Source organism: Streptomyces sp. NPDC046876 (assembly GCF_040645035.1).
GTDB lineage: Bacteria > Actinomycetota > Actinomycetes > Streptomycetales > Streptomycetaceae > Streptomyces.
On the sequence record NZ_JBEYXK010000035.1, the window covers coordinates 1 to 14,665 of the forward strand.

At 70.4% G+C, this 14,665-nt stretch carries 12 protein-coding genes and 3 pseudogenes; 5 read left to right on the plus strand and 10 right to left on the minus strand.

Going from position 1 to position 14,665, the window contains the following annotated elements; translation table 11 throughout:
* Positions 1-32: 32 nt before the first annotated feature.
* From ABZ924_RS19855 to ABZ924_RS19870, 4 genes and pseudogenes are all read right to left on the minus strand, one after another.
* Positions 33-275 (minus strand): protealysin inhibitor emfourin, encoded by a 243-nt coding sequence (locus ABZ924_RS19855; protein WP_361911101.1) that lies wholly within the window; start codon positions 273-275, stop codon positions 33-35.
* A gap of 775 nt (positions 276-1,050) precedes the next feature.
* Positions 1,051-1,895 (minus strand): annotated as a pseudogene (locus ABZ924_RS19860) (IS5 family transposase).
* Between the two features lie 277 nt (positions 1,896-2,172).
* On the minus strand, positions 2,173-2,343 hold the full coding sequence (locus tag ABZ924_RS19865) for a hypothetical protein (RefSeq protein ID WP_361911104.1): 171 nt from the start codon (positions 2,341-2,343) through the stop codon (positions 2,173-2,175).
* Positions 2,344-3,076: 733 nt separating this feature from the next.
* Positions 3,077-3,535 (minus strand): MarR family transcriptional regulator, encoded by a 459-nt coding sequence (locus tag ABZ924_RS19870; RefSeq protein WP_361911107.1) that lies wholly within the window; start codon positions 3,533-3,535, stop codon positions 3,077-3,079.
* A gap of 63 nt (positions 3,536-3,598) precedes the next feature.
* On the opposite strand from ABZ924_RS19870, the gene ABZ924_RS19875 reads away from it, so the two are divergent.
* Positions 3,599-3,967, plus strand: a complete 369-nt coding sequence (locus ABZ924_RS19875; protein WP_361911110.1) for a VOC family protein — start codon at positions 3,599-3,601, stop codon at positions 3,965-3,967.
* A gap of 454 nt (positions 3,968-4,421) precedes the next feature.
* On the opposite strand, the pseudogene ABZ924_RS19880 reads toward ABZ924_RS19875, so the two are convergent.
* The 4 genes and pseudogenes from ABZ924_RS19880 to ABZ924_RS19895 all read right to left on the minus strand — a co-directional run.
* Positions 4,422-4,622 (minus strand): annotated as a pseudogene (locus ABZ924_RS19880) (hypothetical protein); the annotation flags it as partial.
* Positions 4,623-4,726: 104 nt separating this feature from the next.
* Positions 4,727-5,233: a hypothetical protein gene (locus ABZ924_RS19885; protein WP_361911113.1), complete on the minus strand. Its 507-nt coding sequence runs from the start codon at positions 5,231-5,233 to the stop codon at positions 4,727-4,729.
* Positions 5,234-5,428: 195 nt separating this feature from the next.
* Positions 5,429-5,992, minus strand: a complete 564-nt coding sequence (locus ABZ924_RS19890; protein WP_361911116.1) for a hemerythrin domain-containing protein — start codon at positions 5,990-5,992, stop codon at positions 5,429-5,431.
* Positions 5,993-6,460: 468 nt separating this feature from the next.
* Positions 6,461-6,742 carry a hypothetical protein gene (locus tag ABZ924_RS19895; RefSeq protein WP_361911119.1) on the minus strand — a complete coding sequence of 94 codons (282 nt, stop codon included), beginning with the start codon at positions 6,740-6,742 and terminating at the stop codon, positions 6,461-6,463.
* Between the two features lie 317 nt (positions 6,743-7,059).
* Here ABZ924_RS19895 and ABZ924_RS19900 point away from each other — a divergent pair, with 317 nt between their 5' ends.
* Together ABZ924_RS19900 and ABZ924_RS19905 are read left to right on the plus strand one after the other, a co-directional pair.
* Entirely contained in the window at positions 7,060-8,034 is a 975-nt protein-coding gene (locus tag ABZ924_RS19900; RefSeq protein ID WP_361911121.1) for a cytochrome c oxidase subunit II, read from the plus strand.
* Positions 8,035-8,436: 402 nt separating this feature from the next.
* Positions 8,437-9,141, plus strand: a complete 705-nt coding sequence (locus tag ABZ924_RS19905) for a DUF2071 domain-containing protein (RefSeq protein ID WP_361911124.1) — start codon at positions 8,437-8,439, stop codon at positions 9,139-9,141.
* Between the two features lie 238 nt (positions 9,142-9,379).
* On the opposite strand, the pseudogene ABZ924_RS19910 reads toward ABZ924_RS19905, so the two are convergent.
* A pseudogene (locus ABZ924_RS19910) lies at positions 9,380-9,451 on the minus strand (hemerythrin domain-containing protein); the annotation flags it as partial.
* 228 nt (positions 9,452-9,679) lie between these two features.
* Between ABZ924_RS19910 and ABZ924_RS19915 the strand changes: the two are divergent.
* Positions 9,680-9,874, plus strand: a complete 195-nt coding sequence (locus ABZ924_RS19915; protein ID WP_361911127.1) for a hypothetical protein — start codon at positions 9,680-9,682, stop codon at positions 9,872-9,874.
* Positions 9,875-10,407: 533 nt separating this feature from the next.
* Positions 10,408-11,733, plus strand: coding sequence for a hypothetical protein (locus ABZ924_RS19920; RefSeq protein ID WP_361911129.1), 1,326 nt, complete (start codon positions 10,408-10,410; stop codon positions 11,731-11,733).
* Positions 11,734-11,755: 22 nt separating this feature from the next.
* Here ABZ924_RS19920 and ABZ924_RS19925 read toward each other — a convergent pair whose 3' ends face one another.
* Positions 11,756-14,626, minus strand: coding sequence for an AAA family ATPase (locus tag ABZ924_RS19925; protein ID WP_361911132.1), 2,871 nt, complete (start codon positions 14,624-14,626; stop codon positions 11,756-11,758).
* Positions 14,627-14,665: the final 39 nt, after the last annotated feature.

A 14,665-nucleotide genomic window follows, 5' to 3' on the forward strand; every position in this document is an offset into this window, starting at 1 on the left:
CCGTGGATGGCCCGGCCCTCCCGCGAGTACGATCAGGCGCCCTCGCCGAGCACCCCGCGGATCAGTTCCCTCTGCTCCTCGGACAGATAGGGGTCCTGGACGTCGACCGCCCGGCCGTCGACGGTGATGCGGTAGTGGTAGCCGTCCGCCGTGGACGCGACGGCCCGGTGCGCCAGTTCCTCCCACCGCGGGGCGTCCTTGCGGCCCGTGGTGTCGAGGGCGCGCTCCTTCTCGCCCCCGGCGAAGCCCCCGGAACGGGTGACAGTGATCAGCACGGTCCTCTCTCCTTCCTGGTCGGGTCCTCGCCGCGCGACCCCGCAGGGGGCCGCCGCAGCGACGGCGGCACGGCGGCCGCCACCACCGCTGCTGCCCCGCATCCCGGCCGTCTCCCGGCCCGAAGCCCCGGACACCCCGAAACGTCCGGAAACCGCCACTGCGTGGCTGGCAGACGCGGTGTCGGCGGCCGCACCGCCGATGACCGGCGGCTCGATGCCCTGACAACGAGGCTCATCCCGCACTAAAGCTTCGGCAGCAGCACCCGACTGGTGCGTGGGGTCTGCGCGACCACGGCGAGTAGGTCGTCCCCCTCGACCCCTGCCGGTGCGGCGCCGCAGATCCGACTCCAGGCCTGTGTCGCCCGTACGGCAAGCGCAAGAATCGCCTCCGGGGAGATCAGGTAGAGATGCGGCACCGCGGCGGTTACCCCCTTGTCGAAGACGATGCCCCTGGGTGAGGCGATGACGCTGATGCTGCCGGCCGGCGGCTCGTCGGCTTGCTGGTCCCCAGCGCCTATTCGAGACACCGTACGCGGTGGAGCTACCACCTCCGGGTTAAAGCCGCCGAGGCAGGCCACGTCGAGGCCTTGGCCGCGGTCGCGCGAGTACGGGGGGGCGCGCAGGTGACCTGCACGGCGCCGAAACCCTCGCCCACCAGGCGGCTCCGAGGTCGTATCGGTGCGCACGGCTGCCGGAGACTGGCAGGGCGCGGAAGAACTCGCTCTTGAAGCCCTCGACGCAGGCCGCAGCTCCGAGCTAGGCCGTTTCTTAGCGATCACCTCGCGGCCCAGATGTGGATGGCTGCGAGGTGCAGGGCCGCCCGGTAGATGGTTGCCGTCTTGTCGTAGCGGGTGGCCAGGCCACGCCACTGCTTGAGCTTGTTGATGCACCGTTCGACGGTGTTCCGCTGCTTGTAGGCGGTCCTGTCGAAGGCCGGGGGCCTGCCGCCCTTGCTGCCGAGGCGTTTGCGGTTGGCGATCTGGTCGGCGGGTTGCGGGATCACCGCCCGGATTTTGCGCCTGCCCAGGTGCTCGCGGATCGCGCGGGACGAGTAGGCCTTGTCGGCCAGCACGACCGTGGGACGGGTGCGAGGTCTGCCTTTGGGCCTGGCCACCCGGATCGCGGCCATGACCTGGGTGAACGCCGGCGCGTCACCGGCCTGGCCGGGTGTGACGATGAAGGCCAGCGGCCGGCAGAGGCCGTCGGCAGCGAGGTGGATCTTCGTGGTCAGTCCGCCGCGGGACCGTCCGAGGGCATGGTCGGTCGGCTCACCGGCCGGGGCCCCTTTTGACGGGCCCCGGCGGCGTGCTGGTGGGCGCGGACGATGGTTGAGTCGACGGCGACGACCCAGTCGAGGTCGCCTTCGGCGTCGGCCTGGGCGAGCAGGGCGGCGAAGACGCGGTCCCACGTGCCGTCGATCGCCCACATCCGCAGCCTGCTGTAGGCGCCCTTCCACGAGCCGAACCGCTCGGGCAGGTCCATCCACGGCGTCCCGGTGCGGTACTTGAACGCGATCGCATCGATCACCTGCCGGTGATCACGCCACCGCCCACCCCGCTTCGGCGTCCGGTCCGGCAGCAACGGCTCGACCCGCGCCCACTGCGCGTCAGTCAACGACACACATCAACCAACGATCCGATGATCCGAGAGAAACGGCCTAATGCATCTGGCCCTGCACGTGGACGAGGCCGGGGACCATCATCGCGCCGAAGCCCTGGCCCGGAAAGCCGTCGCCGCGGACGAGCCCTGGCTCTTCAACCGGCTGTCCTGGGCGCGGGAGGACGCCGGGGGCCGAGAGCGTGCCGAAGCCTACGCCGGCGAGGCTGCTGCCGCTGGACGCACCCAAGCGCTGACCGAGCTTGCCATGCTGAGGAAGCAGCAGGCCAACGACTGCAAGTCAGCTGAGGCCCTCTTCCGAGAGGCTGCCGCTGCCGGTGAGGTCCGCGCGCTGGACGAGCCGGCGCGGCTCCATGAGGAGGGTGGTGACCGCGAGGGCGCTGAAGCCCTCTACCGCGAGGCCGCCGCTGCCCGTGAAATCCGCGCGCTCACCGAACTGGCGGATCTTCACAAGAAGGACGGTGACCACGAGGGATCGGAAGCCCTCTATTTACCGGGAGGCCGCGGACACGGGCGGTCTGGATATGGGCACGTCCATGGCGTCACGGGCTGGGTCCGGACGGTACGACCACCGCACCCTGGGATCCGAGCACGGAGTAGGCGGCCGATGCCCGCCTTGCCCCGACTTGCCCAGCAAGCTCATCCGCCATATGGAGTGCACAAGCCCACCCGAGGGTGCCTGAGCGCCGTACCTGGCCCGCCTGGCCAAGTAGGCGCTCAACAACTTGCCGGGGAGGAGAAGCGCGCCAGGCCCTTCGAGGTAAGGCGGGCAGTTTCAAGCTCGGCAGTGGATTTTCGCAGCGTCCCGTCGGCCGGTGCCTGGTGCGCCTGCTGCCTGAGGCATTCGAGCTCTGTGTCGGCCGAGAGCCCGAAGGCACCGCCACGATGGGCGGCATGTAGGACGCGCGGCTCTGGCCGCCTGCTTCCGGCTCGCCGGCTTGAGAAGAAGCGGCTGGCGCCCTTCCGCCGCGGGGCGGGTGGCAAGGGCGCCGGCCTACCGAGAACACACCCCGAAGTGAGACTCGGCCGGGATTCTGTCGGGGACGCGCTCCAGCGGGGAGTTCGGTGGCTCATCGCAGTAGAGGGTGCAGTCGGGACCTGTCGGTTTTCGAGGTCGCGGACACGGATTTCAGGCTCGGCTGCATTCCTGTCCGAGCGCGACGAGACGTGCGCCGCGGAACGAGCTATGCACCCTCGTTGTCACCGCGCAGGGAATGGATCATGCTCTGGAGGATCCGAAACGCCTCTGACTGCTCCGTCTCGGTCAGGCCGGCCAGCATTCTGGCCTCGACGGACCGGACGGCTGCGCTCGCCTTCTCGAGGCTTCGTCGGCCGCGAGGCGTGAGCCGCGTGGGAAGCGCCTTCCCGACGGGTGCCTCCGCAGGCCTGGTCACGTAGCCGTCTCGCTCCAGGGCCTGGAGTAGCACGTTCATTGTCTGCCGTGTCACGAAGGCGCCCCGCGCGAGCTCGGAGTTCGACAAGCCCGGTCGTTGCGCCAGCAGCTCGAGGCAGGAGTAGTGCGTCACGCTCATCCCGAGCGGCCGCAGCACTTCCTCCATGGCCGCGCGCAGCGCGCTCGACGCTTCTTTGAGCAGGTAGCCCAGTGACGTCTGCAGGTCGACGCCGACACCTTCTTGACTCATGTCAGCATTCTGACATAGGTTGCTGCATGTCAGAAAACTGACACGCAAAGAAGGAGTGCCATCATGCCCGCAACCGGCCCCGACTTCATCTCGCTCCAAGTGCGCGACCTCGACGCTTCGCAGGCGTTCTACGAGCAGTACCTGGGCCTCGTCCGCTCGCCGGCCGGACCTGCGCACGCCGTCGTCTTCGAGACGAAGCCGATCGCGTTCGCACTCCGCGACGTCATTCCCGGCACCGACCTCGCATCCGTCGCTCAGCCCGGCATCGGTGCCGCGATCTGGCTCCACGCCACCGACGTCCAGGCCATCCACGACGCGCTCGTCGCCGACGGTCACACCATCGTCTCGGCACCGATCGACGGTCCCTTCGGCCGGACCTTCGCCTTCGCCGACCCCGACGGCTACCACGTCACGCTCCACGACCGCGCTTGATCGACCAAACGCCACCGGACGCTCACGGACGGTTGCGCCCCAGACTCGTGGGACGCCACCTTCTGCTCTGCTGACCCGACGATGTTCTGCCAGCGGGATGACCTCGGCTGGGAAGTGGCCTGCCAACAGTGCGGCGATTTGACTTGGCCATCCGCAGGGCCGGGATGAAGTGCCGCTGCGCGATTCATGGTGTCCGGTGTCCACGGCGCTCCATCAGGCGACGCGGGAGTTCGGCGGTGACCGCGAACAAGCCTCGGCCGACCTCGTCGGTGTCGGGATAGGAGCCGTGCGGGAGCGGCACGGCCCGGCGGGTCAGGCAGCGGGCGACCGAGGAGGCCCGTCAGGTCCCGCCGCCGTACTTCGCATCCCATCGATGTGTTTCGTCGGCGGCCTGCGGTCATCGCCGCCGGCGCACCGCTTCGCGGTCCACGCACTGGCACCTTGATCCACCCGCGTCGGGGTCATGCTCGTCGTCGACTGCGACGAGGGCGTTCGCTGGGACGATCCCGTCGAAGTCCCGGCCCAGCGCCGCCATCCGCGTCAGTGTGTCGGCACGGTCGGCTGCGAGGTGCTCGCGGAGGGTCGCACGGTCTCAAGGGCCGTGCTCGGCATAGACGCGCAAGACGCGCGAGACGCGCAGGGGAGCATCGCTCATGTGTTCGACGTTATGAGTGCGCGATCCGGCGAGTCCCCGCATCTGTTTCGGAATTCGGCAGATGTGGCGGGATGCCCGGGTGCCGCCGGCCGGCTGGTCCGGCTCTACCCCAGGGCGGCGTTCTCGTTGTCCAGCAGATTCAGCAGCTGCGCCCGGTGGAGGGCGGCGACCGGCTCGAGCAGGTCGGGGTGGCGCAGCAGGGGCGCGGCATCGTGTTCGCGGTCGCCGGGGCGGGTGAGACGGGTGGTCTCACCGGCCTGGCCGTGGTCGACGAGGTGCTGGGCGTCGACGGCGAGGGCGGGGGTCGCGAGGAGGCAGGCGGCCCAGCTGACAATGGTTTCGTCCACCCAGGTCCGCCAGCCGCTCTCGGTGTCGTCGGCGCCGTGGTCGGCGCCGGTCAGCCAGTCCAGCCTGGCGCTGCCGCCCGGGCCGAGGAGGTGGAGGAGCTCCGCGTCGAGCGGGGTCGGGTACCGCAGCGCGGCGGCGACGGTGACGGCCTGCCGGGCCTGGGCTTCGGCCAGGGCCTGGCTGAACGCGCCCGGGGCGGGTGGGAAGGCGGTCAGCAGCCAGCGGGTGCCGGCGGCTATGACGGGGGTGAGATCGGCGGACACAGCGGTTTCCTCGGGGGCGTGCTCGCCCTGGCCCGTGCCGGGTCCGCGAGCTGCGGCGCGAAGCTGCGCCGCTCCGCTCGTAGGGCGACCAGCGTAGCCGGAAGCGACAGGCGCGCGGCATGACGCACGTCACCGTCCTTCCCGGGGCGGCGGGCCCGGACGCGTACCCGTGGGCCCGCCGCCCCGGACGGGGGTTCAGGACTTGCCGCGGCCGGTCACGAAGTCGCGTGCCCGGTCCACCAGACCGGCGCCTGGTGCGAGGAGTTTGCTGGCCATGGGGGTGCTCGGTGCGGCGGGGTGCGGGCGGGTGGGTGCCATGGATTTGGCGCGGCGGATCTTGTCACCGAGGTCGTCCAGCTGCTGCGGGGTACAGGCCCTTCTCAGCATCGGGAAGAGGTTGGTCTCCTCGTCCTGGACGTGGGAGGCGACCTCGTCCATGAGCTGCCGGATGAGCGGGCTCATCTGTGCGTCGTCGGGGCCCATCTTCTCCAGCTGCTTGAGCATCTTCTCCACGCGGCCGTGGTCCTCGATCTCCTTGTCCGCCATCGCTCCGCCGCCCTCGACGTGCTCGCGTACCGCAGGGTAGAGGTACTGCTCCTCGGCGACCGAGTGCCGCACCAGCTCGATGGTCATCTCGTCGATGAGATTGCGGAGCTCCTGACCGCCGCCGGTCATCATGCCCTGGATACGGCTGAACATCTCCTCCACCTCGCGGTGGTCGGCCATCAGCTCGTCGATCACATTTCCGCCGTGTCCCATGTCGCCTCCGTGTGTGCTCGGGGTCGGGCCGCTCCGGCCCGATCCGATCGGTTCCCCGCCGGACCTCGATGCGCCCGGCCGCGCGGGGCGTCTCACCCACGTGGAGGAGGCAGTCCGCTTGGGTGGGCGCCCAAGCGGCCAGGTCGTATGACGGTCGCATGACGGCTCCGCCCGGTGTGCTGACCGCCGTAGGAGGACTTCTGGGTGCGCTGAAGCCCTGCCTGCTCGGCACGGTCAGCCTGCGACGGCCGGCTGGAGAGGGAAGATCACAGCCGTGCCGGTCAGGTCGAGCAGTCGCAGCATCCGGTGGCTGGGAGCGGCGAGGCCGAGCGTGTGGCCGAAGGCAGATACAGGCCGGTCAGGGGCTTGATCACGCTCGTTTCCACCCGGACGCATCCGTCCAGGACTCCAGCCACTCCCGCGCATTGACCAAGTCCGTCGTCATCGGCACGAGCTTCCACGGAGCCGTCAGAGCATGGTCGGCAAACAGCTGCTCCAAGAGGTCACGCCGTCCTGGTACGGGCGTTGCAGCAGCTCCTCGCCTTCCTGCTGCAGGACGTCGAAGGCCGGGAAGTAGGCCGGCCACCGGGCACCCAGGGCCGCCCGGGCGCCGCGGGCGCGGGCAGCGGCCCGGCGCTGCAACGCCTCGAACGACATCCGGCCGGCCTTGACGTCCCACACGACCAGTTCGCCGTCGAGGACCAGGCCGTGCGGCCACTGTTCCTCGCCGGCGGCCACAGGTCCGGCCACCGCTCCTGGACCAGCACCCCGCGGCGGGTCTGCACCAGCACAGTGCCGCCGGGCCGTCGGCGCCCGGCCCGGCAGACGGGGCGGGGCCGAGCGGGTGAGAACGGCGCGGCGTGGTCACTCTGTGAGGCTGGTCGGCCGCGGGCGTGCCCACAATGGCCGCTGCACTGTGGTCGGCGGGCCGCCCGAGGGGTCCTGTTCCGCCTGGGCGCCGCCCTTGTCCGCAGAGCAGTCCGTACTCATGTCCGGGTCAGGTCGGGAAACGGCGAGCGGCCGCGGTCACGCGCCCGGCCTCCAGGCAGGCCTTCGGGAGGCGCTACGTGAATGGCAAGGGCTGGACCCGCGAAGGACGGGGCGCGACGCGGCGCAGAGCGGGGCAGGTGGTCCTGGCGTGCCTGGTCCTGTCGACGGTTTCAGGCTGCGAGTACACGTGGAAGAGCTTCCCCCGTCTGGGCATGCCCGCCCCCGCCACGGAGGAAGCGCCCAGGATCCTGTCGCTGTGGCAAGGGTCCTGGGCGGCGGCGCTCGTCGTGGGGCTCCTCGTGTGGGGGCTGATCCTCTGGGCAGTGATCTTTCACCGGCGCACCAGGACCACCGTCGAGATCCCTCCGCAGACCCGGTACAACATGCCCATCGAGGCCCTGTACACCGTGGTTCCTCTGATCATCGTCTCCGTCCTCTTTTACTTCACCGCCCGTGACGAGGCCAAGCTCCTGAGTCTCTCGGCCAAACCGGCCCACACCATCAACGTGGTCGGCTTCCAGTGGAGCTGGGGTTTCAACTACATCGAGGACGTGGACGGCAGCGCAGGCACCGGTGACGCGAAGGCCGACCACAACCTGAGGGTCATTCCTGCCAGGTACAGCACCGCCTTCCCGCCGGGCGCCGAGGGTGTGTACGACGTCGGCATCCCCGGCAGCCGCAACCCCCAGACGGGCAACCCGGGGCCCACCCTCTGGCTTCCCAAGGGCGAGAAGGTCCGCTTCGTCCTGACCTCCAGGGACGTCATCCACTCCTTCTGGGTGCTCCCGTTCCTGATGAAGCAGGACGTGTTCCCAGGGCACAACGTCAATGTCTTCGAGGTGACACCCAGCGAGGAGGGCACCTTCAGGGGCAAGTGCGCCGAGCTGTGCGGCGTCGACCACTCCCGCATGCTCTTCAACGCCAAGGTCGTCTCACCGGCGCGCTACCGGCAGCACCTCGCGGAACTGGCCGCCGCGGGCAAGCGCGGCTTCATCCCCGCAGGCATCGAGGTCGCCGAACCGGTCAAGAACTCCGAACCGCGCAAGCTGTAGACAGCCGGGGCGGCGGCGCATCGGGACCCGGCACGGGCGGCGCGGCGCCGCCGTCACCCCCCTGGCCGTTGGGCCGACCGCGGCCAGGCCCCGGCCCTTCCCACGCCGGGCGGGACACCGGCCTCCTCCTGGGCGGCGCGCAGCGACTTGCCCGCAGGGCGCCGGCCATCGCCGACGATCACGCTGCGGAGCGGAGCCTGCAGCCACAGGGCCGATCGACCGGCCGGGTCGCGGTCGAGGCGGTCAGCTTCGGCACGCCAGGCGTGCTGGTGGTCGCTCCGGGGAGGAGTCCGAAGCGCTCGCAGGAGCGCGGCAGGCCGTGTGTCGCGGGCACCGATGCCCGGTCCGCCGGTCCATCGTGGTCCCATGACCACCACGCGCCTCGCCTGCCTCTGAACGCCCATGCGTGAAACTCGGTACGGAGCTCCGCACGTCACCCCGGCCTTGCTGACCATGCACTGGCGGCAGCAGACGCTGGTGCACTGGCGCTATCCGCCCGAAGCCGTCCAGGCTGTGCTGCCGCCAGGGTTGCTCGTCGACCTGTTCGACGAGGCCGCGTGGGTCAGCCTCACGCCCTTCGTCATGCGGTCCGTCACAGTGCTGCGGGCTCCTCTGCCGCCTCCCGTCTTCCCGGAGACGAACCTGCGGACCTACGTCCGCCTGCCCGACGGCCGCCGCGGTCTGTGGTTCTTCTCGCTCGACGTCACCAACCCGCTGATGCTCGCGGCCCGTGCGATCGGGATCCCGTACCACGTGGCCGCCCTGTCGATCGAGTCCCGGGGGTACGAGGTCGGCTATTCCGGGCGGCGCCGCTACGGCGACGCCTCCTACCGGCTGCGCGTCCGCGCAGGCGCGCCCTTGAAGGCACTGGACCCGCTTGACGACTGGCTTACGCATCGGTGGGCCGCGTTCTCCCGCCGCGCCGGGCGCCTGTGGCTCACCCCGGTGGAGCACGAGCCCTGGCCCCTGCGCCGAGGAACGATCCTGGAACTGAGCCAAACCCTCACCCGTAGCGCGAAGCTCCCCGACCCCGACAGCGAAGCACTGGTTCACACCTCACCCGGGGTGGGACCGGTACGCATGGGGCTGCCGCGGCTCGTGGGATGACACCGACAACGCGGTTGGTCAACGCGGCTGCGCATGGGCGTCCTGCGGGACGTGGCCGGTCATACCGAGGGCCCTGTGTGCTGCTCAGCTGGTGCGTCCGCCCAGGTCGCCGCCCGTCGTCCCGTTCCCTGGCGTCTCCGGTGCGCCTGCCACCGCGGCCGGTGATCATTGAGACAACCCGCGACCAGCGTTCTCTTGAGTGGTGTCCTGCCCGCCAGCGCGGATTCGGCCACCCCGGGAGATAGGGGTGCACGACCTCTTCCTCGGCGGTCTCGGGTACGGCCAGCAGGTGGACCAGGCGCCGGAAGGCGACCGGTGCGTACATCTGCCGGTGCTGTTCGATGACACGGTCGCTGGGCGGCCTCTCACCGTCGTGCAGGCGCTGCTGCATCTGCTCGAACCGCTCGGGGGCCTCGCGGACGTAGCCCCCCAAGAGTGGTCAGATCGATCTGCGTGTGGTCAGGTTCACAGGGCCCGCCAGGCGGGCCGTCCCCGCAGTCCGAGACGTCAAGCTACACGTGTGTGCACTCTCCCGCGCATGAACACCACCAGGGACGGCGAGCCCTGCCCCCTCTGCCACGCACCGCTGCTCCTGGACCTGCTGCAGGTGCGCTCTGCGCAGTCCGACTTCCCCGTCGCCGAGCGCGTCACAGGGCGCCGGTGCTCCGGCTGCCAGGCGGCCCGGTCCGAGCAGTGGGTGGAGGTCATGCGAGACCGCTACGGCGACAGCTGATGGTGCCGTGCGAATGCTGCGCCCGCCCCGTCCCCACGAGCCCGGCCCGCCCCGGAGTTCCACTCCAGCCGACTCCACTGTCATCGAGCGCACATCAGCGCACGACTGCCCCAACCACCCGCCACCGCCGAGCACACCACGTCACCGACGCCCTTCAAGACGAACAGCCACCCTCGCCCCCGGCCACCGGGCCGGGGGCTTCGTGCTTCCCGGAGGAACTCACCGTGCCCACGTACGAGGCCCTGCCCCGCTTCACGGCCGACCTGGACCGCCTCGCCCCAAAACACCGACGCCGCTCCCGCCGGACCGTGACGGCCTTCGTCGGCAACCTGCGTACCGGCCGCTTCCGCGCCGCCTCTGCGAACACGTCGCGTCGATGTGTGCCGTGCAAGGCCCACACGCGCGGCGCGCAGAACGCGACGCCGAAGCGAAGGTGTAGGGGGTTCCCTCATGCTTCGGCCGGTCCGACACCGCACGCTGATCCGGGCAACAGGCTGCCTCGGCGGCGAACAGAACAGAACAGAAGGACACCCATGAGACGTCTCTCCGTAATCCGCAACGCAGGGCGCGCAGTGCTCGCGTCGGGAATCGTCGCGGTGCTACTGCCGGGCGGCGTCGCGCATGCCACGGATGCCGGACCGGGGCCGGCAGGCACGGCACCGATCAGCAACTCCGCCAACGGTGCGCCGTCGATCTCCGCCGACGGCCGCTACGTGGCTTTCGCTTCGCCGGCAAGGGATCTGGTGGCCGGCGACACCAACCGAGCCGACGACGTGTTCGTGCGCGACCGGCAGACCGGCGTCACCACCAGGGTCAGCGTCGACTCCGCGGGCAACCAGGCCAACGACGCGAGCCGGAATCCGTCGATTTCCGCCGACGGCCGCTACATCACGTTCGAGTCCTTCGCGACGAACCTGGTGGCCGGTGACACCAACCGCTACCGCGACATTTTCGTGCACGACCTGCAGACCGGTGAGACGACCAGGGTCAGTGTCGGGAACCACGGTGAGCAGAGCGACAGCGAGAGTTTCCATCCGTCGATCTCCGCCGACGGCCGGTTCGTCGCGTTCGACTCTCCCGCGTCGAACCTGGTGCCCGGCGACACCAACAACATCCACGATGTCTTCGTGCGCGACCGGCAGACCGGTGAGACGACCAGGGCCAGCGTCGATTCGAACGGTCGCCAGGGCGACGGCATCAGCCAACTGCCGTCGATTTCGGCAGACGGGCGTTACGTCGCCTTCTCCTCCGGGGCGAAGACACTGTCCCTGTTCCCCGACACCAACCGAGCGGACGACGTGTTCGTGCACGATCAGCTGACCGGGCACACCGACCGGATCAGCGTCGGTCCGGACGGCAACGAAGGCAATTCCGCCAGTCGCACGGCAACCATCTCGGCCGATGGCCGCTACGTCGCGTTCGAATCCACGGCGTCGAATCTGGTGGCGGGCGACACCGGCGGTCCGATCGACACCGACATCTTCCTCTACGACCGGGTTACCCGGACGACGACGCAGGTGAACCTTGGTCCCGATGGCCTGAGCGACAGCGGAACCCCCGGCCAGGAGCGGACGACGCTCTCCGCCGACGGCCGCTACATCGCGTTCGTGTCCGGCGAGGACAAGCTGGTGGCCGGCGACACCAACTCACGCTGGGACGTGTTCGTGCGCGACCGGCTGACCGCCACCACGACGAGGGTCAGCGTCGCCCATGACGGCTCGCAGAGCGATGGGTACAGCTACAGTCCCTCGATTTCGGCCGACGGCCACCACGTCGCCTTCACTACCGACGCGACGAACCTGGGCGGTGACGGCACCAGCCGGAAGCCCAACCTGTACGTACGCGACCTCGGCAACTGAGGTGGCGGCCGCCGTGGCGTGCTCAATCACGCGCCGCGGCGGCCCAAACGCCGGCCAGAGCAGCACGACCGGAGACGCCGACCTTTGCGTAGACCCGGCCCAGGTGGACTTCGATGGTCTTGGGACTCAGATGCAGCCGGAGGCCGATGTCCCGGTTGGTCAGGCCGTCCGCGACCAGGTTGACGATCTCGACCTCGCGGGCGGTCAAGTCGAACCGCTCGGCTCCGCTTTCGGGCCGGGGGCCGCGCGCGTTCAGGCGCCGCTCCTCGCGCGCGACCTGCGGCAGGAACAGTTGCGCATCACACCGGGTGAACAACGCGCGGGCGGATGCGAGGTGTGCGCGGGCCTGGTCGGTCGCCCCGCTGCGGCCGAACGCCGTCGCGGCGAGCAAGTGCGCCCGCCCGGCCTCCACGGCCACCCCGATCCGGCCGAACATGCCGGCAGCGGCGACAGCGAGCGGTGCGGCTGCCGCCGGGTCCGTCGGCAGCATGGCGATCGCGCGGGCCTGCTGTGCGATGGCGGTGCGCAGGGGAAGCTCAAGCCGGCCGGCCGCGACCTCCGCTCGTCCGGCCCATGCCGCGGCCGCGGCAACCCGGCCGGCCGCGACCTCCGCCTCCGTGAGGATCAGGTACACCAATGGCCTGGTGCGCACGCCCACCGCGGGCAGCTCGGCCCCACCGCCACTGGTGAGCAGCAGCTCGATGCAAGCGTGCGGATCACCCGAGTGCAACATTGCCTGCGCAAGCATCGCCTCTGCCTGGCCACTGCGCCAGGAACTCATGGCCGTCACCTGGTCGTCGGCGACGACGGCTTCCTTGCCCAGGCGGACCGCCTCGGCCAGGTCACCGCGCCAGGTGGTGATCCAGCACCCGAAGGTCAACGCCATGACCCGCAGCTCCTCGCTGCCGGTGAGTTCCGCCGACTCCAGGCTGTCGTCGAAGCAGGTCGTCGCCGCCGCCAGCTCGCCGAGGTAGGCATGCACCATCCCGCGGAGCGCGGTCAGCAGCGCGATCTTGTGGGACTGTCTGCTCGCGCGAGCCAGTTGCAGGCCACGGCTCATGTGCCGGCTCGCCGCCGTGAGCCGGTCGGCGGAGACTTCCGACCAGCTCAGCCAGAACGCCGCATCGATGTCGCGGACCAGGTCGCTGTCGGGCAGCGCGTCCAGGAGTGCGGCCGCCTCGTCCAGCCGGTCCGCCCGCCGGTCGATGAGCGTTGCGGCCGACAAGGCCGTCGCCAGCAGCATCGGATCCCCGACTTTCCGCGCGGCGGCGATCGCCTCGGCCACCCGGTCCTGGCCGTGCTCGCGTTCGACACTTTCACCGGCAACGAGCGCGACGAGCAGGACGGCCGCCGAGTGGGCGTCAACACCTTCGACGCGTTTCCACTCGCTGTGCAGCATCGCCCTGGCCTCGGTGTAGCGCCCGAGGATCTGCTCCACCGTCGCACAGGCCCGCGCTGTCTGGGCCCGTATCCGGGTGAGTTCGGCAGGCAGGAGCCGGAGCACCTCCTGCATGGTTTCCCTGGCCTGCCGCAGATCGCCCGTGGCGCCGAGTACGTGTGCCAGCCGGCCGAGCAGGATCAGGCGCTGCGGCGTGGCCGACTCCGAATCGGGGAGCAACCGGATCGCCGCCCGCAGGAAGTGCCCGGCGGTCGCCGGCGTGGTGTGCATCGTCGCCTCGGCCGCCTCCGTGAGCGCCGCCACCGCCTCGAGGTCACCGCGGACGGCGGATCGCTCCACGTGCCGGGCGAACTCGGCCGGCGGCGCGCCCCGGCTCCGGAGCGCCGACGCGGCCCGACCGTGTGCCTGAAGCCGCCAGCCAGGACCGGCGTCCTGGTAGGCGACGCTGCGCACCAGCGGATGCCGGTAGCGGAACCGGCCGGTCGCGCCGTCCAGCCGGACCAGGTCACGCTCGGCGAGCCGGTCGAGCGCGGCGAGCACGGACCCGGCGTCCATTTCCGCCGTTTCGGCGATCGAATCAGCCTCGAAGTCGTCACCCACGACGGCGGCGGCGTGCGCGACGACTCGCTCTTGCGGGGTCAACGCGGCCAACTCGGCGGCGAGCACCGCGTGGACCGCCACCGGGATCGCCCCGTCGGGGTGGAGCGCCCCATCACCCACGGCGATACCCCGCTCACCGGCCCGCACCAGGGCTTCCAGGTAGAACGGGTTTCCGCCACTGGCCTGGTAAAGCTCTTCCCGCCGGGAACGGCCCAGACCTTCCGGCATGAGGTGGCCGGCATCGGCTTGGCTCAGCGGCCCGAGTTCCAGCAGCTCGACCACCCCGTCGGTCGCGGCGCGGGACAGCGCGTGCCACAGCCGCAGCGACGTCTGCCGGGGCCTGCCTGCCAATGCCAAGAGCAGCCGGGCCTGGGGCGGGTGGCGCAGGAGGTGGTCGAGCAGCTCGACCGAACCCTCGTCCGCCCAGTGCAGATCGTCGAAGACGAGCACCAGCCCGGACGGCTCGGCGACCAGCTCCAGCAACGCCCGAACCGCCCGGTGTAGCCGGTACCGCTCCGCGTCGACCAGGTCGGCGGGGCCGGCGGCGGAAATCGCCGGGAAGACGGTGGCGAGAAGTGCGAGCTGCTGTTGCCCGAGGGTGGCGAGACGCTCCGGACCCAGCTCGGCGAGCTGGTCGTCCAGCGCGTTGACGAACACACCGAACGGGATGTGGGACTCGAACTCCGCCCCGCGTGCGCTGCGGACCGTCCAGCCTGCTGTGCCCGCGAGCTTCCCCAGCTCCGTCAGCAGTCGGCTCTTGCCGATCCCCGGTTCGCCGGTGATCGCGACGCACCAGCCGGCACCTTCGCCCGCCAGCATGGCGCGCAGGAGCGCGACTTCTCGCGCCCGGCCGGGAAATCCTTCGACGGGCTCCCTTCTCGCTTCGTCAGTCATGCTGGCGTCGACTCACTTTCCCTTCGCGACCAGGCGATG

Bases quoted from the DNA above. Each gene is read 5' to 3' on its own strand.
- ABZ924_RS19870 (WP_361911107.1), bottom strand. From the start codon at position 3,535: ATGAGTCAAGAAGGTGTCGGCGTCGACCTGCAGACGTCACTGGGCTAC.
- ABZ924_RS19875 (WP_361911110.1), top strand. From the start codon at position 3,599: ATGCCCGCAACCGGCCCCGACTTCATCTCGCTCCAAGTGCGCGACCTC.
- ABZ924_RS19890 (WP_361911116.1), bottom strand. From the start codon at position 5,992: ATGGGACACGGCGGAAATGTGATCGACGAGCTGATGGCCGACCACCGC.
- ABZ924_RS19905 (WP_361911124.1), top strand. From the start codon at position 8,437: ATGCGTGAAACTCGGTACGGAGCTCCGCACGTCACCCCGGCCTTGCTG.
- ABZ924_RS19915 (WP_361911127.1), top strand. From the start codon at position 9,680: ATGAACACCACCAGGGACGGCGAGCCCTGCCCCCTCTGCCACGCACCG.
- ABZ924_RS19920 (WP_361911129.1), top strand. From the start codon at position 10,408: ATGAGACGTCTCTCCGTAATCCGCAACGCAGGGCGCGCAGTGCTCGCG.
- ABZ924_RS19925 (WP_361911132.1), bottom strand. From the start codon at position 14,626: ATGACTGACGAAGCGAGAAGGGAGCCCGTCGAAGGATTTCCCGGCCGG.